The organism is Pseudomonas sp. NUPR-002, from assembly GCF_056322725.1.
Genome location: NZ_CM150476.1, coordinates 4,430,595 through 4,456,665, shown reverse-complemented (window position 1 = coordinate 4,456,665; position 26,071 = coordinate 4,430,595). Strand labels below are relative to the sequence as shown.

The 26,071-nt window shown below is 60.7% G+C and carries 18 protein-coding genes and 1 other RNA gene; 12 read left to right on the top strand and 7 right to left on the bottom strand.

Annotation, left to right across the window (positions count from 1 at the left end):
* Positions 1-634 precede the first annotated feature (634 nt).
* On the bottom strand, positions 635-1,984 hold the full coding sequence (locus ACVWSC_RS20340) for an NCS2 family permease (RefSeq protein WP_442108888.1): 1,350 nt from the start codon (positions 1,982-1,984) through the stop codon (positions 635-637).
* Positions 1,985-2,341: 357 nt separating this feature from the next.
* Between ACVWSC_RS20340 and ACVWSC_RS20335 the strand changes: the two genes are divergently transcribed.
* Positions 2,342-3,109 carry a GntR family transcriptional regulator gene (locus ACVWSC_RS20335; RefSeq protein WP_442108887.1) on the top strand — a complete coding sequence of 256 codons (768 nt, stop codon included), beginning with the start codon at positions 2,342-2,344 and terminating at the stop codon, positions 3,107-3,109.
* A gap of 58 nt (positions 3,110-3,167) precedes the next feature.
* Here the strand turns inward: ACVWSC_RS20335 and guaD are convergent, their stop codons facing one another.
* The 4 genes from guaD to xdhA all read right to left on the bottom strand — a co-directional run bounded on the left by guaD (position 3,168) and on the right by xdhA (position 9,246).
* Positions 3,168-4,472, bottom strand: a complete 1,305-nt coding sequence (gene guaD / locus ACVWSC_RS20330; RefSeq protein WP_442108886.1) for a guanine deaminase — start codon at positions 4,470-4,472, stop codon at positions 3,168-3,170.
* A gap of 10 nt (positions 4,473-4,482) precedes the next feature.
* On the bottom strand, positions 4,483-5,328 hold the full coding sequence (gene xdhC, locus ACVWSC_RS20325; protein ID WP_442108885.1) for a xanthine dehydrogenase accessory protein XdhC: 846 nt from the start codon (positions 5,326-5,328) through the stop codon (positions 4,483-4,485).
* A 74-nt stretch (positions 5,329-5,402) separates the two neighbouring features.
* Entirely contained in the window at positions 5,403-7,799 is a 2,397-nt protein-coding gene (gene xdhB, locus ACVWSC_RS20320; RefSeq protein WP_442108884.1) for a xanthine dehydrogenase molybdopterin binding subunit, read from the bottom strand.
* Positions 7,792-9,246 (bottom strand): xanthine dehydrogenase small subunit, encoded by a 1,455-nt coding sequence (gene xdhA, locus ACVWSC_RS20315; protein WP_442108883.1) that lies wholly within the window; start codon positions 9,244-9,246, stop codon positions 7,792-7,794. The genes xdhB and xdhA overlap by 8 nt, the downstream gene beginning before the upstream one ends.
* A 271-nt stretch (positions 9,247-9,517) precedes the next feature.
* Here xdhA and ACVWSC_RS20310 point away from each other — a divergent pair, with 271 nt between their 5' ends.
* From ACVWSC_RS20310 to ffs, 6 genes are all read left to right on the top strand, one after another.
* Positions 9,518-10,177 (top strand): GntR family transcriptional regulator, encoded by a 660-nt coding sequence (locus tag ACVWSC_RS20310; protein ID WP_442108882.1) that lies wholly within the window; start codon positions 9,518-9,520, stop codon positions 10,175-10,177.
* A 2-nt stretch (positions 10,178-10,179) separates the two neighbouring features.
* Positions 10,180-13,668 carry a chromosome segregation protein SMC gene (gene smc, locus ACVWSC_RS20305; RefSeq protein ID WP_442108881.1) on the top strand — a complete coding sequence of 1,163 codons (3,489 nt, stop codon included), beginning with the start codon at positions 10,180-10,182 and terminating at the stop codon, positions 13,666-13,668.
* Between the two features lie 203 nt (positions 13,669-13,871).
* Entirely contained in the window at positions 13,872-14,750 is an 879-nt protein-coding gene (gene zipA / locus ACVWSC_RS20300) for a cell division protein ZipA (protein WP_442108880.1), read from the top strand.
* 127 nt (positions 14,751-14,877) lie between these two features.
* Complete coding sequence (gene ligA / locus ACVWSC_RS20295) at positions 14,878-17,232, top strand: NAD-dependent DNA ligase LigA (protein ID WP_442108879.1); 2,355 nt, start codon at positions 14,878-14,880, stop codon at positions 17,230-17,232.
* Between the two features lie 60 nt (positions 17,233-17,292).
* Positions 17,293-18,453: a zinc-binding metallopeptidase family protein gene (locus ACVWSC_RS20290; protein ID WP_442108878.1), complete on the top strand. Its 1,161-nt coding sequence runs from the start codon at positions 17,293-17,295 to the stop codon at positions 18,451-18,453.
* Between the two features lie 115 nt (positions 18,454-18,568).
* An RNA gene (gene ffs, locus ACVWSC_RS20285) (signal recognition particle sRNA small type) lies at positions 18,569-18,665 on the top strand.
* Positions 18,666-18,879: 214 nt separating this feature from the next.
* Here the strand turns inward: ffs and ACVWSC_RS20280 are convergent.
* Complete coding sequence (locus tag ACVWSC_RS20280; protein ID WP_442108877.1) at positions 18,880-19,566, bottom strand: hypothetical protein; 687 nt, start codon at positions 19,564-19,566, stop codon at positions 18,880-18,882.
* A gap of 32 nt (positions 19,567-19,598) precedes the next feature.
* On the opposite strand from ACVWSC_RS20280, the gene ACVWSC_RS20275 reads away from it, so the two are divergent.
* A complete protein-coding gene (locus tag ACVWSC_RS20275; protein WP_442108876.1) occupies positions 19,599-20,024 on the top strand; it encodes a hypothetical protein in 426 nt (141 codons plus the stop codon).
* Positions 20,025-20,086: 62 nt separating this feature from the next.
* Positions 20,087-22,048, top strand: a complete 1,962-nt coding sequence (locus tag ACVWSC_RS20270) for a hypothetical protein (RefSeq protein ID WP_442108875.1) — start codon at positions 20,087-20,089, stop codon at positions 22,046-22,048.
* Here ACVWSC_RS20270 and ACVWSC_RS20265 read toward each other — a convergent pair.
* Entirely contained in the window at positions 22,042-22,812 is a 771-nt protein-coding gene (locus tag ACVWSC_RS20265; RefSeq protein ID WP_442108874.1) for a substrate-binding periplasmic protein, read from the bottom strand. The two genes, ACVWSC_RS20270 and ACVWSC_RS20265, sit on opposite strands and share 7 nt — an antisense overlap.
* Before the next feature lie 130 nt (positions 22,813-22,942).
* Between ACVWSC_RS20265 and dnaX the strand changes: the two genes are divergently transcribed.
* The 3 genes from dnaX to recR all read left to right on the top strand — a co-directional run bounded on the left by dnaX (position 22,943) and on the right by recR (position 26,071).
* Positions 22,943-24,982 (top strand): DNA polymerase III subunit gamma/tau, encoded by a 2,040-nt coding sequence (dnaX, locus tag ACVWSC_RS20260; protein ID WP_442108873.1) that lies wholly within the window; start codon positions 22,943-22,945, stop codon positions 24,980-24,982.
* Between the two features lie 63 nt (positions 24,983-25,045).
* Positions 25,046-25,372, top strand: a complete 327-nt coding sequence (locus ACVWSC_RS20255) for a YbaB/EbfC family nucleoid-associated protein (RefSeq protein ID WP_075802553.1) — start codon at positions 25,046-25,048, stop codon at positions 25,370-25,372.
* Between the two features lie 96 nt (positions 25,373-25,468).
* Entirely contained in the window at positions 25,469-26,071 is a 603-nt protein-coding gene (gene recR / locus ACVWSC_RS20250; protein ID WP_442108872.1) for a recombination mediator RecR, read from the top strand.

The following is a 26,071-nucleotide window of genomic DNA, read 5'->3' as shown; positions in this document are numbered from 1 at the left end:
TTATCCGTTTTTTGTGGTGGCCATGCTGGCCCCTTCCGCCCTTACGGCGGGTCCCTTTTGTCTTGGCAAAAGGAACCAAAACCGCTCGCTCCTGCATCCGGCCCTGCGCTTCGCTCCGGGTTCCTTCGCTCCGGCATTGCTCCCGTGAGGACCGCGCTAACGGGCCATCCATGGCCCGAAGCGCTTGACGGGCTCCTGCCCGTCACCTCACTACGCAATGCCTCCACTCAGCCTCCTGAAGTCGCAGACCGCAGCGTCTGAACTAACGCGCGCACAAAGCAAAAGCAAAGCCACAAGCCCCCACAATCGTAATTTAGCGACTTCAGGAGGTCGAGTGGAGGGCTTGTCACGGTGGGAGCGGGCTTGCCCCGCGATCTGGCGCGATACAGCAAATCGCGGGGCAAGCCCGCTCCCACCGGCAGGGCCGGATGCTGGAGCCAGCGGTTTTGCCTCCTTTTTCCAAGAAAAAAGGAGGCCGCCGTGAAGGCGGAAGGGGCCAGCACGGCCACCACAAAAAACGGATAAGCCCACATCCCTCAAACCAATCCCAATCCCAGGCCTTCCCCCAATAACCCGTGAAGACCCATAAAAAAGCCCCACCCGAAGGTGAGGCTTGGTCGTGTTGCAGCGCGGCTTACAGGAACACAAACTTGGCAATGAAGATCGCCGTCAGCACCCACAGGCTCGCGGAGATTTCGCTGAAACGACCGGTACCGGCCTTGAGCACGACAAAGGTGATAAAGCCCAAGGCAATACCGTCGGCAACCGAGAAAGTCAGCGGCATCATGATGGCCGTGACAATGGCCGGAATGCTGTCAGTGGCTTCATCCCAGTTGATGTGAGCCATGCTGCCCATCATCAACATGGCGACATAAATCAGCGCACCTGCCGTGGCGTAGGCCGGGATCATCCCTGCCAGCGGGGCGAAGAACATCGCGGCGATGAAGAACAAGCCGACCACTACCGCCGTCAGGCCCGTACGTCCGCCTGCCGCTACACCCGCAGCACTCTCTACATAGCTGGTGACCGGCGGTACACCAACCACGGCACCGAATACGCTCGACGCACTGTCGGCCTTCAACGCACGCGACAGGTTTTCGATACGCCCGTCGGCATTCACCAGGTTGGCCCGTTGGGCGACGCCCATCAGCGTACCGGCGGTGTCGAACATGTGCACGAAGAGGAAGGCGAATACCACAGCGATCATGCTGACGTTGAACACGCCCGCTACGTCCATGGCCATCCAGGTCGGCGCCAGGCTTGGCGGCAGCGAGAACAGGCCACCGTATTCGACCAGGCCCAGACCCCAGCCGGCCAAGGTGACACCGATGATGCTGATCAGGATCGCACCGAACACGCGGTGGTAGCTCAGCACGGCAATCATCAGAAAGCAGATCGCCGCCAGCAGCGGACCTGGCTCGTGCAGGGAGCCGAGCTTGATCAGGGTAGCGGGGCTGTCGACGACAATCCCGGCAGTTTTAAGACCGATCAGTCCGAGGAACAATCCGACGCCGGCACCCATTGCATGACGCAAACTGACGGGAATGCTGTTGAGCAGCCATTCACGCACCCGCGACAGCGTCAGCAGCATGAACAGCACCCCAGAGACGAACACCGCGCCCAGCGCGGCCTCCCAGGTGTAGCCCATGGTCCCGACCACGGTGTAGGTAAAGAAGGCGTTGAGCCCCATGCCCGGTGCCAGGCCTACCGGCCAGTTGGCATACAGGCCCATCAACAGGCAACCGAGGGCGGCGGCGATACAGGTGGCGACGAATGCCGCTCCATGATCGATACCGGCATCGGCCATGATGTTGGGGTTAACGAAGATGATGTACGCCATGGTGATGAAGGTGGTCAACCCAGCGATCATTTCGGTCTTGACGGTGGTGCCATGTAGCTTGAGTTTGAAAATCCGCTCCAGCAAGCTCGTTTCGAGCGGCGGAGCAAGATCCAGCGTAGGGGCTTCGGATTTGCGGCTTTCCACAGCGAGTACTCCTCAAGTCTTTTCTTGTTTTTCAGAGCTTGTCCTGCGCACGCACTGGGGGCTCTGTGAGGCGGATGGGATGGCAGGCGTCCGGACCGTTAGTTGACTTCTGGGTCAGGAAGTTGCACGACGGATTATGCGTTTGTATACAAAGAATGCAAATAATGTTTTCGTTGCTGTGCGCAAATAATTTCGTCGCGTCGCTATAAAGGCCATCATCCCCTGCAGAAATCGCTGCGGCTGTGTACAATGTGCGCATACCTTTATCGTTTAATTTTCTTACCAAGACTTGCCTTTGCCCTACTGGCTGCTATTACAGTCAGGGTCCGATAGGTCGATCTCCACGCTCGAGTGCCCATGAACGAACAGCTGCAACCTCTCAAGAAACCAGTGCGTACCGGCAAGGCCGGGCGCAGCGGAACCCAGGACGACATCGTCTACGCGCACATTTTCGAGGCTATTCTCGAGCAGCGTCTGGCGCCGGGTACCAAGTTGAGCGAGGAAGCCCTGGGCGAGATCTTTGGCGTCAGCCGAACCATCATCCGCCGTGCGCTGTCGCGCCTGGCCCATGAAAGTGTGGTGCTGTTGCGGCCCAATCGCGGCGCGGTAGTGGCCAGCCCTACGGTTGAGGAAGCCCGTCAGGTGTTCTTTTCCCGGCGTTTGGTCGAGCGTGCGATCACTGAGCTTGCGGTCGAGCATGCGACCGCCGAGCAGCTCAACGAGTTGCGCCAGATGGTGCGTGAAGAACGTGACAGCTTTTCCCGCGGCGATCGGGGCGCCGGTATTCGCTTGTCCGGTGAGTTCCACCTGAAACTGGCCGAGGCTGCAGGCAATGCCCCGTTGATCAGCTTCCAGCGCAGCCTGGTCTCGCAAACCTCGTTGATCATCGCCCAGTACGAAAGCGGCAACCGCTCGCACTGCTCGTACGATGAGCACATGCAACTGATCGATGCGATCGAGGCCCGTGATGCCAATCAGGCCGTCAGCCTGATGATGCATCACATGGATCACATCGACAGCAAGCTCAACCTCGACGAAGACAGCGCTTCGGATGATCTGCATGCGGTTTTTTCACACCTGTTGCAGACCAAGAAACGCGGTAGTTCGGTACCGCTCAAGGGCTGAAATTGATCGCGGGGCAAGCCCGCTCCTACTGTAGGAGCGGGCTTGCCCCGCGATGTTTTCAACGCTGATGCACGCAGCGACCCGCGGCAAAGGTCTGCTTGATGGTGCGGTCATCCCCCAGGGTCATCAGCACGAACAGGGTTTCGTCGATGCTGTTCGACTGCTGGATGCGGTAGTCCATCAGCGGCGTGGCCTTGTAATCGAGCACCACGAAGTCGGCATCGTTGCCCGGCTTGAGGCTACCGATCCGGTCATCCAGGTACAGCGCCTGAGCGCCACCGAGGGTGGCCAGGTACAGCGACTTGAACGGGCTCAGGCGTGCGCCCTGCAGTTGCATGACCTTATAGGCTTCGTTAAGGGTGTTGAGCAGCGAGAAACTGGTGCCCGCACCCACGTCGGTACCCAGCCCGACCTTGACCTTGAATCGCTCGGCCTGTGGCAGGTTGAACAAACCACTGCCGAGGAACAGGTTGGACGTCGGGCAGAAGGCCACGGCCGAGCCGGTTTCGGCCAGGCGCTGGCATTCGTCGTCGCACAGGTGTACGCCGTGGGCGAATACCGAGCGTTCGCCCAGCAGCTTGAAGTGATCGTAAACGTCCAGATAGCCCTTGCGCTCTGGGAACAGTTCCTTGACCCAGTCGATCTCCTTGAGGTTCTCGCTCAGGTGAGTGTGCATGTACAGGTCAGGGAACTCGCCGAGCAGTTGTCCGGCCAGGGCCAGTTGCTCCGGCGTGCTGGTTGGGGCGAAGCGCGGGGTCACGGCATAGTGCAGGCGACCTTTGCCATGCCAACGCGCGATCAGCGCCTTGCTTTCAACGTAGCTCGATTCGGCGGTATCGGTCAGGTAGTCCGGGGCGTTGCGGTCCATCATCACCTTGCCGGCAATCATCCGCAGGTCCAGGCGCTCGGCCTCTTCGAAGAAGGCATTGACCGAGGTCGGGTGCACGCTGCCAAACACCAGGGCGGTGGTGGTGCCGTTGCGCAGCAGCTCTTCGATGAAGATCTTCGCCACCTTGTCAGCATGTGCCTTGTCGGCAAACTGCTTTTCGCACGGGAAGGTGTAGGTGTTGAGCCAATCGAGCAGTTGCTCGCCGTAGGAACCGATCATGCCGGTCTGCGGGAAGTGAATGTGGGTGTCGATGAAACCCGGGGTGATCAAGGCGTCTTGATAGTGTTGCACCTCGATGTCGGCCGCCAGGGTCGGCAGCAGATCGCTGGCGTGACCCAGGGCACTGATTTTACCGTTGTCGATCAGCAGCAGGCCGTCTTCGAAATACTGATAGGACGCTTCGATTCCCACCTCGGCGGGGTCGGCGACGCTGTGCAGGATGGCAGCACGGTAGGCTTTGCGGGTTGCGCTCATAGGGCTCTCGTCATATGGCTTGGCTGCGCCGAGAGGGCGGCAGCAATTGGGCAATCGGGCCGGCGTTGGCAGCGTTGTCGTGCTGGCCGAAGCTGGCGTTGTAAGTGGCAATGATTTCGGCGGCGATGGACACGGCGATTTCAATCGGCAGCTTGCCTTTGACTTCGGCCAGGCCCATCGGGCAGCGCATGCGTTGCAGGCGCTCATCGCTGTAGCCGCGTTCACGCAGGCGGTGTTCAAACTTGACGCGCTTGGTTTTCGAGCCGATCAGGCCGAACCAGGTGAAGTCATTGCGTTTGAGGATGGCGGCCGTCAGTTCCAGGTCCAGCTGGTGGTTGTGGGTCATGACGATGCAGTAGCTGCCAGCGGGCAGTTCGTCGACTTCATCGACCGGCTCTTCACTGACAATCTTGCTGACCCCGGCGGGTATGTACTCGGGAAACTCCTGCTCGCGCGAATCGATCCAGCGCACCCGGCAGGGCAGCGCGGCGAGCAAGGGTACCAGAGCGCGGCCAACATGGCCTGCACCGAATACCGCGATCTGCGCTTGTACCTGGCCCATCGGTTCGAACAGCAGTACGGTGACGCCGCCACAGCACTGGCCCAGGCTGGCGCCCAGGCTGAAGCGTTCCAGATGGGGGGACTCGCGGCGTTCGGCGAGCATTTCCCGGGCGATCTTCATCGCTTTGTATTCAAGGTGTCCGCCGCCGATGGTGTCGAACAGTTGCTCGGCGCTGACCACCATTTTCGAGCCGGCATTGCGTGGCGTTGAGCCGCGCTCCTCGATGATGGTTACCAGCACGCAGGCTTCTCCGCGGGCTTGCAGGTCGGCGAGGGCGTTGATCCAGGTGTGCATAGTTCACTTGCCTCTTTGATCGCGGGGCAAGCCCGCTCCCACGTTAGGAGCGGGCTTGCCCCGCGATGGACACCTCACGGCGTCACAGTCTCAACCTCAGCAGCCGGTTGTTGCGCCGCCACCGCCTTACGCAGCTGTTCACAGCCCCACAGCACGCGCTCAGGCGTTGCCGGTGCATCGATCTGCGGATGCATACGGTAATCAGCGAGGCTGGCGACCGCGTCCTTGATCGCACACCAGGCCGCGATGCCCAACATGAACGGTGGCTCACCCACAGCTTTGGAGTGGAACACGGTGTCTTCCGGGTTCTTGCGGTTTTCCACCAGCTTCACGCGAAAATCGATCGGCATGTCGGCCACCGCCGGGATCTTGTAGCTGGCCGGGCCGTTGGTCATCAACTTGCCCTTTGCATTCCACACCAGCTCTTCAGTGGTCAGCCAACCCATGCCCTGTACGTAGCCACCTTCCACCTGGCCGATGTCGATGGCCGGGTTCAGCGAGGCACCGACGTCATGCAGGATGTCGGTACGCAGCATCTTGTACTCGCCGGTCAAGGTATCGACGATCACTTCGGCACAGGCTGCACCGAAAGCAAAGTAGTAGAACGGGCGACCACGGGCCTGGCTGCGGTCGTAGTAGATCTTCGGCGTTTTGTAGAAACCGGTGCTCGACAGCGACACCTGGGCAAAGTAGGCCTGCTGGATCAACATGTCGAAGCTGATGATTTCGTCGCGGATACGCACATGGTTATTGCGGAACTCGACGTCTTCTTCGGTGACTTTGTACTGGCGTGCGGCGAACTCGACCAAACGTTTCTTGATGGTTTCTGCAGCGTTTTGCGCTGCCTTGCCGTTCAGGTCGGCGCCGGAAGAGGCGGCCGTTGGCGAGGTGTTGGGTACCTTTTCGGTGTTGGTCGCAGTGATCTGCACGCGCTCGAAGTCAACCTGGAACACCTCGGCCACCACCTGCGCCACCTTGGTGTTCAGGCCCTGGCCCATCTCGGTGCCGCCGTGGTTGAGGTGAATGCTGCCGTCGGTGTAGACGTGCACCAGGGCACCGGCCTGGTTGAGGAAGCTGGCGGTAAAGGAAATACCGAATTTCACCGGGGTCAGCGCCAGGCCTTTCTTGAGGATCGGGCTGTGGGCGTTGAAGCGGCGGATCGACTCGCGACGCTCATGGTAGTCGGCACTGGCTTCCAGTTCGGCGGTCATTTCTTCGAGCATGTTGTGCTCGACGGTCTGGTAGTAGTGGGTGACGTTACGCTCGGTTTTGCCGTAGTAGTTGGCTTTGCGCACGGCCAGCGGGTCGAGCGCCAGGTGGCGGGCGATGTGGTCCATCACCTCTTCAATGGCGACCATGCCCTGCGGGCCACCGAAGCCGCGGTAGGCGGTGTTCGACGCGGTGTTGGTCTTGCAGCGGTGACCGTTGACCGTGGCATCGCCCAGGTAATAGGCGTTGTCGGAGTGGAACATCGCGCGGTCGACGATGGATGCCGACAGGTCCGGTGAGTAACCGCAGTTGCCCGCCAGTTCCAGGTTGATGCCGTGCAGGCGGCCGCTGTCGTCGAAACCGACGTCGTACTCGACGTAGAACGGGTGGCGCTTGCCGGTCATCAGCATGTCTTCGACGCGCGGCAGGCGCATCTTGGTGGGCTGGCCGGTCAGGCGCGCGATCACCGCGCACAGGCAGGCCGGGCTTGCCGCCTGGGTTTCCTTGCCGCCAAAACCGCCGCCCATGCGGCGCATGTCGACCTGTACCTTGTTCATCGGTACGTCGAGCACTTCTGCGACCAGCTTCTGCACTTCGGTCGGGTTCTGGGTGGAGCAGTAGACAATCATCCCGCCGTCCTCGGTGGGCATCACCGAGGAGATCTGGGTTTCCAGGTAGAAGTGCTCCTGGCCACCGATGTGCAGGGTGCCTTGCAGACGCTGCGGCGCGCTCGCCAGGGCCGTGGCCGAGTCGCCGCGTTTGTGGGTGTGGCTGTCCAGCACGAAATGGCGTTTGCGCAGGGCTTCGACGACGTCCAGCACCGGTTCCAGGTCTTCGTACTCGATGATCGCCGCCATCGCCGCACGGCGCGCGGTCTCCAGATCGCGGGCGGCGACGGCGAGCACCGGCTGGCCAACGAATTCGACCTTGTCGATCGCCAGCAGCGGGTCGCCGGGCATGATCGGGCCGATGTCTTTCAGGCCGGGAATGTCTTCATGGGTGATGGCAATCCGCACACCTTCAAAGGCGTAGCACGGGCTGGTGTCGATCTTCAGCACCCGTGCATGGGCGCGGTCGGACATACGCGCATACACGTGCAGCTGGTTCGGGAATTCCAGACGGTCGTCGATGTACTGTGCTTCGCCGCTGACCTGTTTGTCGGCACTGTCGTGCTTGAGGCTGCGGCCGACACCGGTAGTCAGGTCCTGAGCGAACAACTCGGCCATTTCTGCCTGGCTTTTGGCGACATGATGGTTAGACATAAGCGGTCACCCGAGTTTCGATGTGCGGCGTTTGCAGTTCGATGAAGTATTTGCGCAGCAGGTTCTGCGCGCTGAGCAGGCGGTATTCCTTGCTGGCGCGGAAGTCCGACAGCGGGGTGAAGTCCTCGGCCAGGGCCTGGCAGGCGCGTTCCAGACTGGCCTGGTTCCAGGCTTTGCCCACCAGCGCAGCTTCACAGGCGCGGGCCCGTTTCGGGATGGCCGCCATGCCGCCGAAGGCGATACGCGCGGCCTGCACCACACCGTTTTCAATCTGCAGGTTGAACGCGGCGCAGACTGCGGAAATATCGTCGTCCAGACGCTTGGACACCTTGTAGGCGCGGAACGTCCAGGCACTGCGGGCGCGCGGCACGACGATCTTCTCGATGAACTCACTTTCCTGGCGGGCAGTGATGCGGTAGTCGATGAAGTAGTCTTCCAGCGCCAGGGTGCGGGTGCTCTCGCCCTTGCGTAGAACGATCTGCGCATCCAGCGCAATCAGCAGGGGCGGGGAGTCGCCGATCGGCGAGGCGTTACCGATGTTGCCGCCGAGGGTGCCCTGGTTACGGATTTGCAGCGAGGCAAAACGGTGCAGCAGCTCGCCAAAGTCCGGGTATTCGTGGCTCAAGGCGTCATAGCAATCGGTCAGCGGCGTGGCAGCACCAATTTCCAGGTACTCGTCGAAGTGGTCGATGCGTTTGAGTTCGGCGACGTTGCCGACATAGATCATCACCGGCAGGGTTTTGTGGAACTGGGTCACTTCCAGCGCCAGGTCGGTACCGCCGGCCAGCAAACGAGCTTCAGGATGCGAGCCGTACAGGTCGGCAAGGTCGGCTACGGTCAGGGGCACCAGGCAGCGTTTGTCGCCACTGTTGAGCTCGCCGGTTTCGCTCGGGGCAATGGCTTTCAGGCGGGCGATGGTTTGTTCCTGGGCGCTGTCGAACTGGTCTGGCCGGGCGTTGCAGCACGATTGTTCAGCGGCGGCCAGAATCGGCCGGTAGCCGGTGCAACGGCAGAGGTTGCCGGCCAGCGCTTCCTGGGCTTTGTGCAGATCAGGTGCATCGCTGTTCTTTTGCAGGGCAAACAGCGACATGACAAAGCCTGGGGTGCAGAAACCACATTGCGAACCATGGCAGTCAGCCATGGCCTGTTGCACGCTGTGCAGTTGGCCTTGGTGTTTAAGCCCTTCGACGCTGATCAATTGCTTGCCGTGCAACGACGAAACAAATGTCAGGCAGGAGTTCAGACTGCGGTAGCGGATGTGCTCACGGCCATCGTCATCTTCGGCCAGCTCGCCGACCACTACGGTGCAGGCACCGCAATCGCCGCTGGCGCAGCCTTCCTTGGTACCGGACTTGCCCAAGTGCTCGCGCAGGTATTGCAGCACAGTCAGGTTGGGATCCAGGGCATGCTCACTGCGCAGCTCCTGGTTGAGTAGAAACTGGATCACGGAAGGCCTCACACGCGGTTTATTGTTGTTGAGCGGACTGTAAGCAGACTTGATTTTTAGGTCAACAATTTTCTGACCTTTGGGTCAGGAAAATTTCCATAGCATTGCCCACCTGCCTCAGGCGCTTCTCTATAGAGCATAGTTGGCTATAGAACGGGTAAATCTTTTGCGTCATTCGTGCCAACTTCCGTGTCCAGGCCCCTGCGCGGCGCAAGGGCAAGTGCGCTACAATTGCGCCCTCTGCACAGATCAATGATTTTGAAGGAAAACCATGACGTTCAAGGCGCCGGACAGCCTCTCCGAGCAAATTGCCCACTACCTGGCCGAACGGATCATCCGCGGCGAGCTCAAGCCTGCTGAGCGTATTCAGGAGCAGAAGGTTACTCAGGCTTTGAATGTCAGTCGTGGTTCGGTGCGTGAAGCCTTGCTGATCCTTGAGCGCCGTCATCTGGTCACCATCTTGCCGCGTCGCGGCGCCCACGTTACCGAGCTCGACGAGCATGGCGTGCGCAGCCTGTGCACCTTGATGGGTGAGTTGTACATCCTGTTGGGCAATGCCGTGGCCCAGCACTGGCGCGTTGAGGCTGATCTGCTGGTGTTTCTGGCGATCCAGCAACGATTGACCAGTGCCCTGGAGCGCCAGGACATCAAGGTCTTTGTTGAAGAGAGCTTTGCGGTGATGCGCGCTGCGTACCCGTTCGCCAACAACCCGTACCTGCAGGAAACCGTTGAAAACCTGCAACCGGCCATGAGCCGCGCCTATTACCTGGCGCTGGATCAGCGCAAAGCGGAGATGAGCGACTTCCTCGCCTTGTTTGCCAGCCTGCTCGAAGCCGTGGTTGCGCGCGATCAGGCACGCATCCGCAGCGTGCTGGCCGAATACTGCCAGCGCAGCTGCGAGCTGGTGCTGGCGGCGTTGGCGACTGCCTGAGCATGCGCCTCAAGTGCATTCGCCTGGCCGGGTTCAAGTCGTTTGTCGACCCGACCACGGTCAACTTCCCCAGCAACATGGCTGCCGTAGTCGGCCCCAATGGTTGCGGTAAATCCAACATCATCGATGCGGTGCGCTGGGTGATGGGCGAAAGCTCGGCGAAGAACCTGCGCGGCGAGTCGATGACCGACGTCATCTTCAATGGCTCCACCAGCCGAAAGCCAGTAAGCCAGGCCAGTATCGAGCTGGTGTTCGACAACTCCGACAGCACCCTGGTCGGTGAATACGCTGCCTACGCGGAAATCTCCATTCGCCGCAAAGTCACCCGCGACGCGCAGAACACCTACTACCTCAACGGTACCAAATGCCGGCGCCGTGACATCACCGATATCTTTCTCGGCACTGGCCTGGGCCCGCGCAGTTACTCGATCATCGAGCAGGGGATGATTTCCAAGCTGATCGAGGCCAAGCCGGAAGACCTGCGCAACTTCATCGAAGAAGCGGCGGGGATTTCCAAGTACAAGGAGCGGCGCCGCGAAACCGAGAACCGTATCCGCCGTACCCACGAAAACCTCGAGCGCCTGACCGACCTGCGTGAAGAGCTGGAGCGCCAGTTGGAGCGCTTGCATCGCCAGGCCCAGGCGGCAGAGAAGTACAAGGAATACAAAGCCGAGGAGCGTCAGCTCAAGGCGCAGCTGGCGGCGTTGCGCTGGCAGGCGCTGGACCAACAGGTGGCCCAGCGCGAAGGGGTGATCGGCGATCAGGAAGTGGCCTTTGAGGCGCTGGTGGCGCAGCAGCGCAACGCCGATGCCAGTATCGAGCGGCTGCGTGATGGCCATCATGAACTGTCCGAGCGTTTTGGTCAGGTGCAGGGGCGCTTCTATTCGGTCGGTGGCGACATCGCCCGGGTCGAGCAAAGCATCCAGCATGGCCAGCAGCGCCTGCGTCAGCTTCAGGACGACTTTAAAGAAGCCGAGCGTTCGCGTCTGGAAACCGAGTCGCACCTGGGCCATGACCGCACCTTGCTGGCCACCCTCAGTGAAGAGCTGGAAATGCTCGAACCTGAGCAGGAACTGACCCTGGCTGCCGCTGAAGAGTCGGCGGCTACCCTGGAAGACGCCGAAAGCACCATGCACGGCTGGCAAGAGCAGTGGGACACGTTCAACACCCGCTCCGCCGAGCCGCGCCGCCAGGCTGAAGTGCAGCAGGCGCGTATCCAGCAGCTGGAGCAAGCCCTGGAGCGCCTGGCCGAACGCCAGCGCAAACTGGCAGAAGAACGCGACCAGCTCAGCGCCGACCCGGAAGACCTGGCGATTCTGGCCCTGGCCGAACAAGTGGCCAGCAGCGAGCTGCTGCTCGAAGACCTGCAACTGCAAGAGCAGCAGGCAGTTGAGCAGTTGGAGGCGTTGCGCGAGCAACTGCAACAGACCACCCAGGCACAGCAGCAGACACAAGGCGAACTGCAACGCCTGGGCGGTCGCCTGGCTTCGCTGGAGGCCCTGCAGCAAGCCGCGCTCGACCCGGGTGATGGCGCCGCGCAATGGTTGCGCGACCAGGGCCTGGAACAGCGCCCACGCCTGGCCGAAGGTCTGCGCGTCGAGCCGGGCTGGGAGTTGGCGGTAGAAACCGTACTCGGCGCTGATCTGCAGGCGGTGCTGGTGGATGACTTCAGCACCCTGGACCTGACGGCGTTCAGCCAGGGGGATTTGCGCTTGCTGGAATCAACCGCTGACTGTGGGCGTGTGGCTGGCAGCTTGCTCGATAAAGTCGAAGGGCGCGTCGATCTGGCGCCTTGGTTGGGTCAGGTCGTGCCAGTGGAAAGCCTGGAGCAGGCGTTGGCCCAGCGTGGCCAGTTGCGTGATGGCCAGAGTCTGATCAGTCGTGATGGCTATTGGGTGGGGCGGCATTTCCTGCGGGTCAACCGTGCCAGCGATGCCCAGGGTGGAGTGCTGGCCCGTGGCCAGGAGCTGGAGCGCCTGGGTCTTGAGTGCCAGGAGCAGGAAGCGGCTCTTGAACTGCTGGAGGCCCAACTGCTGGAGCAGCGCGAACAGCAGCAAGCGCTGGAACAACAGCGCGAGCACCTGCGCCGACGTACCCAGGACGAAACGCGTCAGCAAAGCGAAGCCAACGCACGCTTGTCGGCGGGCAAGGCACGCGCCGAGCAATTGAGCTTGCGCCGTCAGCGCCTGGAAGAAGAGCTGGCTGAACTGCTGGGTCAGCGCAGCCTTGAAAGCGAAAACCTTGGCGAGTCGCGTTTGCTGCTGCAGGAAGCCCTTGAGCTGATGGCCCAAGACACCGAGCAGCGCGAGTTGCTGCTGGCCCAGCGCGACAGCCTGCGTGAGCGCCTGGATCGGGTGCGTCAGGAAGCCCGTCAGCACAAGGACCACGGCCACCAGCTGGCGGTGCGCCTGGGTTCGCTGCGCGCTCAGCACGATTCCACCCGCCAGGCTCTGGAGCGCCTGGAGCTGCAGTCCGAGCGCCTGACTGAAAAACGTGAACAGCTCACCTTGAACCTGGAGGAGGGCGAGGCGCCACTGGAAGAGTTGCGTCTCAAGCTCGAAGAGCTGCTGGAAAAGCGCATGAGCGTCGATGACGAAATGCGTCAGGCCCGTCTGCATATGGATGAAGCGGACCGCGAACTGCGCGATGCGGAAAAACGCCGCACGCAGGCCGAACAACAGGCGCAACTGCTGCGTGGCCAGCTGGAGCAGCACCGCCTGGAATGGCAGGGGCTGAGCGTGCGACGCAAAACCCTGCAGGAACAGCTGCTGGCTGACGGTTACGACTTGCAAGGGGTGCTCGGTACCTTGAGCGGAACCGCCAGCGAACAGGAGGCCGAGCAGGAACTGGAGCGCATCGACGCCCGTATCCAGCGCCTGGGCGCCATCAACCTGGCGGCCATCGACGAGTATCAGCAGCAGTCTGAGCGCAAGCGTTATCTGGATGCCCAGGATGCCGACCTGGTCGAAGCGCTCGACACCCTGGAAAACGTGATTCGCAAAATCGACAAGGAAACCCGCAACCGTTTCAAAGATACCTTTGATCAGATAAATGCCGGATTACAGGCACTTTTCCCAAAAGTTTTCGGTGGCGGCAGTGCTTACCTGGAACTGACGGGCGAAGATTTACTCGATACAGGGGTGACGATCATGGCGAGGCCGCCGGGCAAGAAGAACAGCACCATCCACCTGCTCTCAGGTGGCGAGAAGGCGCTGACCGCACTGGCCCTGGTGTTTGCCATTTTCAAATTGAACCCGGCACCGTTCTGCATGCTCGATGAAGTCGATGCGCCGCTGGACGATGCCAACGTCGGACGTTACGCCCGACTGGTAAAGGAAATGAGTGAAACGGTGCAGTTCATCTATATCACCCACAACAAGATCGCCATGGAGATGGCGGATCAGTTGATGGGGGTTACCATGCATGAGCCGGGTTGTTCACGTCTTGTTGCCGTGGATGTGGAGGAGGCAATGGCCATGGTCGACGCGTGAATGGAGGCGATTAAGCGTGAACCTGCGGTAAATGCCCCTGTCAGTTGCGACAGACGGTGTAAAGTTATCTTTGGTCGTGCTAGCTTAATGTCACTTATTTTTCGCGTGGGTAAAACGCCTGTCAGAACATAGAGTTGGCGCCACGTTTTAAAGGGGTTTAAACCCTTTATTTTTCAGCATTTTTTACAGAGGCACAGGATTACATGGAAATCGGTCTGCGCGAGTGGCTGATCGTCATCGGCATTATTGTCATTGCCGGTATTCTTTTCGACGGCTGGCGTCGTATGCGCGGTGGCAAGGGCAAGCTGAAGTTCCGCCTGGATCGCAGCTTCTCCAATGCCCCGGACGACGACAGCAGCCCCGAATTGATCGGTCCGTCGCGGGTATTGGATACCCACAAAGAGCCTGAACTGGACGAGCATGACCTGCCGTCGATGAGTGCGGGGCGCGAGCGCGACAGCAGCAACAGCAAGCCGAAAGCCGCCAAGCGCAAGCGCAACAATGAGCCGCAGCAGGGTGACCTGAACCTGGCGGCCGAACCGCGTGAACGCGAGCCCGACCTGTTTGCCAGCGTTGACGACGACTTCCCGGATGAAACCCGTGCCAACGGCAACGCCTTCAACAGCAACGAAAACCGTGACCTGCCTCCGGTTGAAGAAGTCCTGGTGATCAGCGTGATTTCCCGTGACGAGGGCGGCTTCAAAGGCCCGGCTCTGCTGCAGAACATTCTGGAAAGCGGTTTGCGTTTCGGCGAGATGGATATTTTCCACCGTCACGAAAGCATGGCCGGTAATGGCGAAGTGCTGTTTTCGATGGCTAACGCGGTCAAGCCAGGCGTGTTCGACCTGGACGACATCGACCACTTCAGCACCCGCGCCGTGAGCTTCTTCCTTGGCTTGCCGGGGCCGCGCCATCCGAAGCAGGCCTTTGATGTCATGGTGGCTGCTGCGCGCAAGCTCGCCCATGAGCTCAACGGTGAACTCAAGGACGATCAGCGCAGCGTGATGACCGCGCAAACCATTGAGCACTATCGCCAGCGCATCGTTGAGTTCGAGCGCCGTGCACTGACGCAGAAACGTTAATTGCATCGCGGGGCAAGCCCGCTCCCACCGTTGGAGTGGGCTTGCCCCGCGATCAGGCCTGCAAAGGCCAACCCGAACACGCAAGAGCAGCCCAGGCTGCTCTTTTGCTTTGCAAGAGAATACGCAAATGACCGCCGAATCCCGAATCCTCGAACTGCGTGCCGAGCTCGACCAGCACAACTATCGCTACTACGTGCTCGACGAGCCCAGCGTTCCGGACGCCGAATACGACCGTCTGTTCAACGAACTCAAGGCCCTGGAAGCCGAACACCCCGAGCTGGTCACTGCCGACTCGCCGACCCAGCGTGTAGGTGGTGCCGCCTTATCGGCCTTCAGCCAGGTGCGTCACGAAGTACCGATGCTGAGCCTGGGCAACGCCTTCGAAGAAAACGACCTGCGCGAGTTCGACCGGCGGGTGGTCGAAGGTCTGGACCTGCCGGCGGGTGACCTGTTCGCTGAGGGTGCGGCGGTGGACTACAGCTGCGAACCCAAGCTCGATGGTCTGGCCGTCAGCCTGTTGTACCGCGACGGGCAATTGGTGCAAGGCGCTACCCGCGGTGATGGCACCACGGGCGAAGACATCAGCGTTAACGTGCGCACCGTGCGCAACATTCCCCTCAAGTTGCAGGGCGAGGGCTGGCCTGCGGTGCTTGAGGTGCGCGGCGAGGTGTACATGTCCAAGGCCGGCTTCGAACGCTTGAACCAGGCGCAGATCGAAGCTGGTGGCAAAACCTTCGCCAACCCGCGTAACGCTGCCGCTGGCAGCCTGCGCCAACTGGATTCGAAAATCACCGCCAGCCGTCCGTTGGAATTCTGCTGCTATGGCCTGGGCCAGGTGTCGGCACCGTTGGCAGACACCCATATCGGCACCCTGGAGCAGCTCAAGGCCTGGGGCATGCCGATCAGCCGCGAATTGCGTCATGCCGCTGGTGTTGCTGAATGCCTGGAGTACTACCGCGACATCGGCGCACGCCGCAATGACCTGCCTTATGAGATCGATGGCGTGGTGTTCAAGGTCAATAGCCTGGCCTCGCAGCGCGAGCTGGGTTTTCGCGCACGTGAGCCACGCTGGGCCATCGCCCATAAATTTCCGGCCATGGAAGAGCTCACCGAAGTGCTGGACGTTGAATTCCAGGTCGGGCGTACCGGTGCTGTGACCCCGGTGGCGCGTCTGAAACCTGTGAAAGTGGCGGGGGTGACGGTGTCCAATGCCACCTTGCACAACATGGACGAAGTGGCGCGCCTGGGGCTGATGATCGGTGACACGGTGATCATCCGTCGTGCCGGTGATGTGATCCCGCAAGTCATGCAGGTGGTTAGCGAGCGCCGCCCTGACAACGCCCGGCCGGTGCATATCCCGACTGAATGCCCGGTGTGCGGCTCGCACGTAGAGCGCACCCAGTTGATCAAGCGCAGCAAGGGCAAGGAAACCGTCAGTGAGGGCGCGGTGTACCGCTGTGTCGGTCGTCTGGCCTGTGCCGCTCAGCTCAAGCAGGCGATCATTCACTATGTTTCGCGCCGGGCCATGGACATCGAAGGGCTGGGTGAAAAAAGCGTCGAGCAACTGGTCGATGAGGGGCTGATTCGTTCCCCGGCCGATCTGTACCAACTGACCTTCGAGCAAGTCGTCGACCTGGAAGGCTTTGCTGAGCTGTCGAGCAAAAACCTTCTGGCGGCGATTGCTGCCAGCAAGAAACCTGGCCTTGCACGGTTCATCTACGCCCTGGGTATTCCTGATGTCGGCGAGGAGACCGCCAAAGTGCTGGCGCGCTCGCTGGGCTCGTTGCAGCGGGTCATGGCGGCACTGCCGCAAGTGCTCACCTACCTGCCGGACATCGGCCTGGAAGTGGCCCACGAAATTCACAGCTTCTTTGAAGACGATCACAACCGTTCGGTCATCGCTCAACTGTTGGCGCATGGACTGCAGCTTCAGGATGAAGGCGAACTGGCCGCTGAGTTTGCGGCCAGCACCACGCTGGCTGGCCTGATTGCCAAACTGGACATCCCTTCGGTCGGGCCGACCGGCGCTGAAAAGCTGGTAGCCAAGCTCGATAGCCTGGAGAAAATCATCGCCGCTGACGGTATCGACCTGCGCCAGGCCCTGGCGGCCAAGCAGGCAGATGCCGTACGCAGCTATTTTCAGGTGCCGGAAAATGCCGCACTGGCTCTGGCCATCGAAGCCCAACTGCGCGACTTTGGCATGCACTGGACCAGCGAGAAGAAGGTTGCTGCCGGCTTGCCGCTGGCGGGGCAGACCTGGGTGCTGACCGGCTCGCTGGAGCGCATGAGCCGCGATATCGCCAAAGACAAGCTGGAAAGCCTGGGTGCCAAGGTGGCGGGCTCGGTGTCGGCCAAGACCCACTGCGTGGTGGCCGGGCCGGGCGCCGGTTCCAAGCTGGCCAAAGCCAACGAGCTGGGCCTCAAGGTGCTGGACGAAGACACCTTCGTAACTTTCCTCGGTGAGCACGGCATCAGCGTGTAAGCCAACCGTGCACGGCGATCGCGATGGTCTAGGCTTGGCAAGCAGCCAGGAGGGATCGCCATGTACCGTTTTTTCGAGCAACTGGGCGCCAGGATAGCGGCGACCTTTGTCAGCCGTGAACAGCGCCCGGATCGGGTCTGGCAGTGTCGCTGCGGGCAGTCGGTGTTTTTTCGCAACAGCCAGTGCCTGGCCTGCCAGGCGGCGTTGGGCTACTGGCCGCAGGGTAATCAGGTGGGCAGCCTCTCTGCAGGGGCTGGTGAAGGCCTGTGGGTGCTCGATGGCGAACCCGAGGTCGGCGCCCTGCGGCGCTGCGCCAATCTCGATACGGCAGCGGCCTGCAACTGGCTGCTGGCGGCGGATGAGCCTCACAGCTTTTGTCTGGCCTGCCGCTTGAACCGCACCATCCCCGACCTGTCGATTGCTGACAACCTGCCGCGCTGGCGCAAACTGGAAACCGCCAAGCGCCGCTTGACCGCGCAGTTGCTGCACCTGGGGCTTGCTGTCACGCCGAAAAGCGAAGAAAACCCGCAAGGCCTGGCCTTTGACTTCATCGGTGTAGACCTTGAAGGCAACGCGCCTGTCACCGGCCACGCCAATGGTTTGATCACCCTCGATGTGCGTGAGGCCGACGATGACTGGCGCGAACGCGTGCGGGTGCAATTGCACGAGCCCTATCGAACCTTGCTTGGGCACCTGCGCCACGAAGTCGGGCATTACTACTGGGACCAACTGATTGCCGAGTCGCCCTGGCTGGACGCCTTTCGAGCATTGTTCGGTGACGATCGCCAAAGCTACGCCGAGGCCCTGGACCGTCACTACCAGCAGGGTGCCCCCAGTGACTGGGCGCAAAGCCATGTAAGCGCCTACGCCACCATGCACCCTTGGGAAGACTGGGCGGAAACCTGGGCGCACTACCTGCACATGACCGACGCTCTGGACACCGCCTTGGCCCTGGGCATGAACGCCAGCAGCCTGGACCTCGACTACCCGCCGTTCCAGCGTCAGGACCTGTACCAGCCTGACGACCCGCAAGCCGAGCGCTTTCTGGCGTTCCTCAATGCCTGGGTCGAACTGTCGGCGATGCTCAATGAACTGTCGCGCAGCATGGGGCAGGTGGATTTCTATCCCTTCGTCCTGGGCAAGCCGGTGGTGGCCAAGCTGCACTTTATTCACCTGTGCATCACCCAGGCACCACCGTCCATACCTGGAGAAATGCCCTGAAGCAGCGCCAAGTCATTGAGTGCGGATGGTTTTTTTTCAAATAGAGGTTGTATCTTCACTTGATGCCGGTACAATGGCGCGGCTCATCGCCAGATGAGTTGCGTTATGGTGACCCCATCGGTCCCCCCGCATTGATTACCCGTTAACCTGGTCAGGCCCGGAAGGGAGCAGCCATAGCGGGAACATCGAGTGCCGGGGTGTGGCTGGTGGGGTCGCCACCTATCTCTAAGTCCTTGGTTCTACAAGGATTTCTCGCTCAAAAATCTCGAAGTGAAACAGCGTTCAGGTACACCTGAGTGGTGCACAGTGCTTGCTGCTTGCTGCTTGCTGTGGGAGCGGGCTTGCCCCGCGATCTGCCGCTATACAGCACATCGCGGGGCAAGTCGGGTCGCCGCACCGCCGCTCCTACCGGAATATCCGCGGTATTCAGTCCCTCAGCGAAACCTGTTTGGCATCAATCTTGAGGTCACTCAGTCGCTTGAGAATGCTATTGATGTTCGCCCGAGCCGAGCCCTCGTTGGCCAGGCGCAGGCGCTTGATACCAATGACCGAATCACCCACGCCAGCAGTAAACGGCGTGCGAATGATTTCGCGGAAAATCACTTTGTCGGTAGTGGTCTCGGTCAGGGTGTATTCCACTTCACTGGTGACTTCAAAGTTCAAGCCGAAGATAGGCTGATCGACGCGCAGCAGGTTGGCGCGCAGTGCGTAAGGCGCCGATGTGCTGCCGAGCAATTTGGCGCTGGCAAGTGATTGCTCCAGCGCTGCACGGAAGTCAGGTCCGTCGATTTCCGAGGTCCACAGCGGGTTGGTTTTATCTCCGCCATTGACTTCAGAAAGCTGCACATTGTTTTGCAGATGGGCGTCATAGGTATGTGCCGAAGCTTGATCAGCGGTTACCGACATGCCGGAGATTTGAGCCGGTGAGGCACAGCCCGTCACAAGCGCAATAATTGCTGAAGCTAACAGCAGACGAAAGTAGGTCACTCGATCAGTCCTTTGGGTGGTGGTGGGGGTGTGAAAAGGCGGCCGAATGGTAGCACTGTGCCATCTTTCCGGCCATAGGGCGTTCCCGCACGTTCCCGTTCTGCCATCGCCCTCGAAACTTGGCATACTTCAACCCCAAGCACCGAGAGATTGCGCACGTGGACGAAATAGACGACCTGACCAAAGAAAAGCTGCGGGAATGGCAGATCCGTCGTTTGGACATCAAGGACCAAATGCAGTCGCATCCGGAAAAGACCCTGGAACTGTCGCAGGTGCTGGACCTTATGGATGACGAGCATGCGGCCATTCTGGCAGCGGCGGTGAGCACCCCGGCCAAGACTGAACAGCCGCTGCGGCCAGCGGCCGGTCTGTTCGATCTGCAGCTGCAGGTGAGCGCCAATAGTGCGGAAGACTTGCGCAGGCTGCTGGACATGGCGGTCTATGAGCTGCAAGGGCTGCTCGACGCGCAGAAGGGCGTATCAGCGGCTCAAGCGCACAGCTACCCCGGCGGTATGTCCGGCACTTTGGGCAGTTATCATTTTGACCTTGGCGTTATCGACAAGCCGTCATCCCCAGTATCTTGAATTGAATGAAGCGTTTGGCCAGGCGCGATCCAGTGACCTGTTTGCCCTGGCTGTGAGGTTGTATGCACCCGGAACATGTTGATCTATCCAGCCCGATGTTTTTGCCGATTACCGAAGAAGTCTGTACAGGCTTGTTGGCGGCGGAGGGGGCCCAGGCACTCAGTGACCTGTCTGATCCTGAGCTGGCAGCGCTGCTGGTGATCCAGAACCTGGCGCAGGCGGCGGAGAAAGACCTGAATGCTGATGCAGTAGAGAAGATTCTGGCTCGGCTGATTGCCTGGGCGGTCGATGCACAGCATTCAGCAGCAGTCGGGCTGCTGTCGGAAGCGCAGCGCTTGTTCGATCCGCGCAAGCTGTACTTCGGTCTTAATGCGCTCAAGAGCGTGAATGTGCGCTTTCTGTTGGCCGAGGAGGCGGCAGCGCGTGAGTATCTGCTGGCCGATGGCAAATGGGATGTCGGTTACCGGGTCCGCCACCATCAGCGCAACAATCCGTTCAACCAGCAGATGGTTACGCCTCGGCAGCGCGAGCGCTGGTTGAGTGGTGCGCAAGACAAGCTGGTCAGAACCTTTCGCGCCAATCTGGACGAAGACCTGCATGTGCAGGGTTATGCCGGCATCGGCAAAAGTCACCTGCTCGGTACCTTGCTGGAATGCCTGCAACCGGAGAAAACACTGGTGCTGGCGCGCACCGCTGAAAAGCTGGCAGCGCTTCGCCAGCGTATGGGCAGTGCCGGCAGTGACAAGGTCGGTCGCACTTTCATGGCCTTTGCCCGGGCGCTGATGCCCGGGGGGCGTCCGCAAACGGCCGCTGCCCAGGCCAGGCAGCCAAACAAGCAGGCGCTGGCGCAAACGCTGAACATTCTCGGTTTTCGCGGTCACGAAGGCGCAGCGACCCTGGATGTCTGTCTCAAGGTGCTCGAGCGCTATTGCCAGTCCCGCGATCACAGCCTGGCGGCCAAACATCTGCCGCATTTCAAGCAAGCGCTGAGTAACGTGGATACCAAGGTGCTGCTGGAATATTCCAGCCGTCTGTGGACCTATCTGGAGGCAAATCCGTCCTGGGGGAGTCGCACCGGTTTCGAGGCGTTGTTGCTGATCAAGCGTGCCAGCCTGGCCGGCTGTGTGGTGCCAGCGCGCTACAGTCATGTGCTGATCGATGAGAGTCAGGACATTCCTGCGTCGCTGCTACAGATCATCGAGCGTGGCCGACAGGTGCTGATCACCCTCGGTGATGAATACCAGCAAGCCAGCGGCGAGCGGGTCTGGCGCGCACGTCAGGTGCGCCAGAGCGATGTCAGCTATTCGGTGCGTTCCGGTCGCAATGTCGAGCGCCTGGTCAATCCATTGATTGATCAGCATACCGAGAAGGGCAAGGTGCCGTTTGAAGGGGCGCGTGATGCTGACGTCGGGATCGAGCATTACCCGCTGGGCTTTGTGCCGCCTGAGGGTTGTGTGGTGCTGACGGCATCGCACTGGGACACGATCAAGTGGATGATCGAGCTGCACGATGCCAACTGCCCGTTCAGTTTCCCGGATAAAGCGGCGCAGGCCGATCTTGAGCGCTTCATGTCCACGGCTATCGCCTTGTTCAATCCCCGCTTCTACAGCCTTGAACACAGCCTGGAAGGGCCGCACGTATATTTCAGCGAGCTGGCCGATTGGCAACAGGTGCGCGACGCCAACCGCTTTGATGAGGCGTTTCTGTGGGTCGAGCAAGCGCTGGCCAATGGCTTCAAGGTTGCCGATATGAACCGCCTGAACCGGCTGCTCGGCGCGCCGGGTAAAAGCTGCATGCTGATGATGGCGGACACGGCGGGTGGGATGGAGTTCGACCGGGTGCTGTTGACGCCCGAGTTACTGAGCAACGTCATGTTCAAGGACGCCTACGCCTTCGATCAGCGCATCTGCGCGGTGTACATTGCCCTGTCACGCGCCCGCCAGCAGTTGTACCTGCCGTACGATGTGGTTGAGTGGGTCGAGTACCACCAGCAGCAAAAATTCCGCGAATCACACGGCTATTGATTGTCGGTCGGTGCTGCAGCTGAACTGCTCAGATGGCTATAACGCTCGAAGACTTGCTCGATTTCACCGCTTTGCTTCATCCGTTGCAGTGTTTGCAGGATGCCTTGCGTAGGGATCGAGGGGTCGTTGCGCACCATGCAGCCCAATTGTTGCTCCTCAAGCACCAGCAGCGGCTGAAGGCGTTCATCGGGAGGCAGTTGGCTGTTGAACCAGTCCAGGCTCGCTTGATTGCTGATCGCGTAGCGGTAACGACCGGCCTGGAGCATTTGCAGTACTTGCAGTTGGGTGCGGGCGTCGTCGCGTTCAAAGTAGCCACTGTCGAATTGCGCCTGCAAGGTGGGGTATTGAAAACCCAGCACGGTGCCAATGGTTTGGCTGGGCAGGGTCGCCAGACTTGCCGGCAGGGTATGCCGATGGTCTGCAACCAGCCAGTCGCGCTGCTGGAACAGTGGCGGGGTCCAGCTGAAGGTGTCTGACGGTTCTGTGCTCCAGGAGGGCATCACGAAACAGCGTACATCGATGCCGCCACGCTGCATTGCTGCCTGCAAGCGCAAGCGCGGTAAAACGTGATATTCGGGGCGACGCTGCAGGTGGCTGGCCAGGCGGTTCATCAGGTCAAAGACGATCCCTTCCACCGGTTGCCCGTACTCGACCCTTACCAGCGGCATGCTCCAGCTGTCTGTGATTGCAAAACGCAATGGCGGTAACGACTGTGCCGACAGCTGACCGACATACAGCAACAACAGACTGAAAACCCAACGCATCTACTTCTCCCTGTGTCGCATCAGCATCCTGGCGTACAAAGCTTACCGGGTTGGACGGTATAGCGGATGCAATTTCAGGCCTGCTCCGCTAGGATTAGCGGTCTTTGGTCTATCTATTTGACGGTTTTCGATGAGTTATCAGGTTCTTGCACGTAAATGGCGTCCGCGCTCGTTCCGCGAAATGGTCGGCCAGACCCATGTGCTCAAGGCATTGATCAACGCCCTGGACAACCAGCGCTTGCATCACGCTTACCTGTTCACCGGGACCCGCGGCGTGGGCAAGACTACCATCGCGCGGATCATCGCCAAATGCCTGAACTGTGAAACCGGCATTACCTCCACCCCCTGTGGAACGTGTTCGGTGTGCCGGGAAATCGATGAGGGCCGGTTTGTCGACCTGATCGAGATCGACGCCGCCAGCCGCACCAAAGTCGAAGACACCCGCGAACTGCTCGACAACGTGCAGTACGCGCCGAGCCGTGGGCGCTTCAAGGTCTACCTGATCGACGAAGTGCACATGCTCTCCAGCCACTCGTTCAACGCCTTGCTCAAGACGCTGGAAGAGCCGCCGCCCTACGTCAAGTTCATCCTGGCGACCACCGACCCGCAGAAGCTGCCAGCCACCATTCTGTCGCGCTGCCTGCAGTTTTCCCTGAAGAACATGACGCCCGAGCGGGTGGTCGAGCACTTGAGCCATGTGCTGGGTGCCGAGAACGTCCCGTTCGAAGACGATGCGCTGTGGCTGCTGGGGCGTGCCGCCGATGGCTCGATGCGCGATGCCATGAGCCTCACCGACCAGGCCATTGCCTTCGGTGAAGGCAAGGTACTGGCTGCCGATGTGCGGGCCATGCTCGGTACCCTCGACCATGGTCAGGTCTATGGCGTGCTGCAGGCGCTGCTGGAAGGCGATGCCCGTGCGCTGCTTGAGGCAGTACGCCAGCTGGCCGAGCAAGGGCCGGACTGGAGTGGCGTGCTGGCCGAAATGCTCAATGTGCTGCACCGCGTGGCGATTGCCCAGGCATTGCCTGAGGCGGTGGACAACGGCCAGGGCGATCGTGACCGGGTGCTGGCGCTGGCTCAGGCTTTGCCTGCCGAAGACGTGCAGTTCTACTACCAGATGGGCCTGATCGGCCGTCGCGACTTGCCGTTGGCGCCCGATCCACGGGGCGGTTTCGAAATGGTTCTGCTGCGGATGTTGGCCTTCCGCCCGGCCGATACCAATGACGCCCCGACGCCGGTACTAAAGCCGGTGGGGATCAGCCAGGCCACAGCTGATTCGGCACACACGGTGGCAGCAGCGAGCGTCGCTGCGCCGGCTGTGGTGGCTGCACCGGTTGTCGAGCCTGCACCTGCGGCGCCCGAACCTGAGCCCGTTGCCGAACCTGAACCGGCGCCTGTCGAGGTCGCGGTTGAGGCCGAGGTTGCAGCACCTGCGGCGGAGGTCGATCTGCCGTGGAACGATCCAATTCCGGCCGTTGCTGCGCCAGCACCTGAGCCTGAACCTGAACCTGTAGTGGCAGCGCAGGCGGCGCCAGCAGCCGCTGCGGCGCAGCGCCAGGACGAACCACCGCTGGACGACTCGATCGGTTACAGCCCGGCCGGCATGGAGCGCGACGACGAGCCGCCGCTGGATGAAGATTACTATGAGCCGGAAATGGATCCGGCCAGCTACAGTTATCTGGATGAACTGGCCATCGAGCATGTGCATGAGGATGCGCCGGTGGTTGCGCCTGAGCCGCTGCCAGCGGCTAAGCCGGCCACAGGCCTGGCCTTGCAATGGCTGGAATTATTCCCGCAGTTGCCGATCTCCGGGATGACCGGCAGTATCGCCGCCAACTGCACGTTGATCGCCGCTGACGGCGATGACTGGCTGCTGCACCTGGACCCGGCGCACAGTGCGCTGTTCAATGCCACCCAGCAGCGACGTTTGAACGATGCGTTGAACCAGCACTTCGGTCGCACGCTCAAACTGTCTATCGAGTTGATCCGCCCGGAGCAGGAAACCCCGGCCCAGGCGGCAGCACGCAAGCGTGCCGAGCGTCAGGGTGAGGCCGAGGCGTCGATTGACGCCGATCCGCTCATCCAGCAGATGATCAAGCAGTTTGGCGCCATGGTTCGACACGATACCATTGAGCCTGTAGATGCCCAGGTAGTAGCCCAGGGCGAATAAACACAAAGCGGCCAGGGCCTGGTCCTCGCCGCACCCCGTAAGTCTAAGTTTGAGGTGATCCCCATGATGAAAGGTGGCATGGCCGGCCTGATGAAGCAGGCCCAGCAGATGCAGGAAAAAATGGCCAAGATGCAGGAAGAGCTGGCCAACGCCGAAGTGACCGGCCAATCCGGCGCCGGTCTGGTGAGCGTGGTGATGACCGGTCGTCACGACGTCAAGCGCATCAGCCTGGATGACAGCCTGATGCAGGAAGACAAAGAAGTACTGGAAGACCTGATCGCCGCCGCCGTCAACGACGCTGTTCGCAAGGTTGAGCAGAGCAGCCAGGAAAAAATGGGCGGTATGACCGCTGGCATGCAACTGCCACCTGGTTTCAAGATGCCTTTCTAAGCCATCGGCTGTAGTACCTGCGATGGGAGCGCGGCCGTTCGGTCGTTGCTCCCATTGTTGTTTTTCCCGCTTTTTTCAATTTTCAGGCTAATGACCATGAGTTTCAGCCCACTGATCCGCCAACTGATCGATGCTTTGCGCACCTTGCCCGGCGTTGGCCAGAAAACCGCCCAGCGCATGGCCTTGCAACTGCTTGAGCGCGATCGCAGTGGCGGTACCCGTCTGGCACAAGCGCTGAGCCAGGCCATGGAAGGCGTTGGCCATTGCAGCCAGTGTCGAACCCTGACCGAGCAGGAGCTGTGCCCGCAGTGTGCCGATCCGCGTCGTGATGACTCGCTGCTGTGCGTGGTTGAAGGGCCGATGGATGTCTATGCCGTGGAGCAGACCGGCTATCGCGGTCGTTACTTCGTGCTCAAGGGGCATTTGTCACCGCTTGATGGCCTGGGGCCAGAGGCGATTGGCATTCCGCAGTTGATGGCGCGGATTGCAGAGCAGGGCACCTTCACCGAAGTGATCCTGGCGACCAACCCGACGGTGGAAGGCGAAGCGACGGCGCACTACATTGCGCAGTTACTGGCCGATAAAGGCTTGGTGGCTTCGCGGATTGCCCATGGCGTGCCTTTGGGCGGTGAGCTGGAATTGGTTGATGGTGGGACGCTGGCGCATTCGTTTGCCGGGCGTAAGCCGATTTCGTTGTAA

What these genes read in the sequence shown, in the direction of transcription:
- ACVWSC_RS20290 (WP_442108878.1), top strand. Translation starts at nt 17,293, where the DNA reads ATGTACCGTTTTTTCGAGCAACTGGGCGCCAGGATAGCGGCGACCTTT.
- ligA (WP_442108879.1), top strand. Translation starts at nt 14,878, where the DNA reads ATGACCGCCGAATCCCGAATCCTCGAACTGCGTGCCGAGCTCGACCAG.
- ACVWSC_RS20270 (WP_442108875.1), top strand. Translation starts at nt 20,087, where the DNA reads ATGCACCCGGAACATGTTGATCTATCCAGCCCGATGTTTTTGCCGATT.
- ACVWSC_RS20280 (WP_442108877.1), bottom strand. Translation starts at nt 19,566, where the DNA reads ATGCCAAGTTTCGAGGGCGATGGCAGAACGGGAACGTGCGGGAACGCC.
- dnaX (WP_442108873.1), top strand. Translation starts at nt 22,943, where the DNA reads ATGAGTTATCAGGTTCTTGCACGTAAATGGCGTCCGCGCTCGTTCCGC.
- ACVWSC_RS20265 (WP_442108874.1), bottom strand. Translation starts at nt 22,812, where the DNA reads ATGCGTTGGGTTTTCAGTCTGTTGTTGCTGTATGTCGGTCAGCTGTCG.
- xdhB (WP_442108884.1), bottom strand. Translation starts at nt 7,799, where the DNA reads ATGTCTAACCATCATGTCGCCAAAAGCCAGGCAGAAATGGCCGAGTTG.
- ACVWSC_RS20255 (WP_075802553.1), top strand. Translation starts at nt 25,046, where the DNA reads ATGATGAAAGGTGGCATGGCCGGCCTGATGAAGCAGGCCCAGCAGATG.
- xdhC (WP_442108885.1), bottom strand. Translation starts at nt 5,328, where the DNA reads ATGCACACCTGGATCAACGCCCTCGCCGACCTGCAAGCCCGCGGAGAA.
- smc (WP_442108881.1), top strand. Translation starts at nt 10,180, where the DNA reads ATGCGCCTCAAGTGCATTCGCCTGGCCGGGTTCAAGTCGTTTGTCGAC.
- ACVWSC_RS20335 (WP_442108887.1), top strand. Translation starts at nt 2,342, where the DNA reads ATGAACGAACAGCTGCAACCTCTCAAGAAACCAGTGCGTACCGGCAAG.
- guaD (WP_442108886.1), bottom strand. Translation starts at nt 4,472, where the DNA reads ATGAGCGCAACCCGCAAAGCCTACCGTGCTGCCATCCTGCACAGCGTC.
- recR (WP_442108872.1), top strand. Translation starts at nt 25,469, where the DNA reads ATGAGTTTCAGCCCACTGATCCGCCAACTGATCGATGCTTTGCGCACC.
- ACVWSC_RS20310 (WP_442108882.1), top strand. Translation starts at nt 9,518, where the DNA reads ATGACGTTCAAGGCGCCGGACAGCCTCTCCGAGCAAATTGCCCACTAC.
- zipA (WP_442108880.1), top strand. Translation starts at nt 13,872, where the DNA reads ATGGAAATCGGTCTGCGCGAGTGGCTGATCGTCATCGGCATTATTGTC.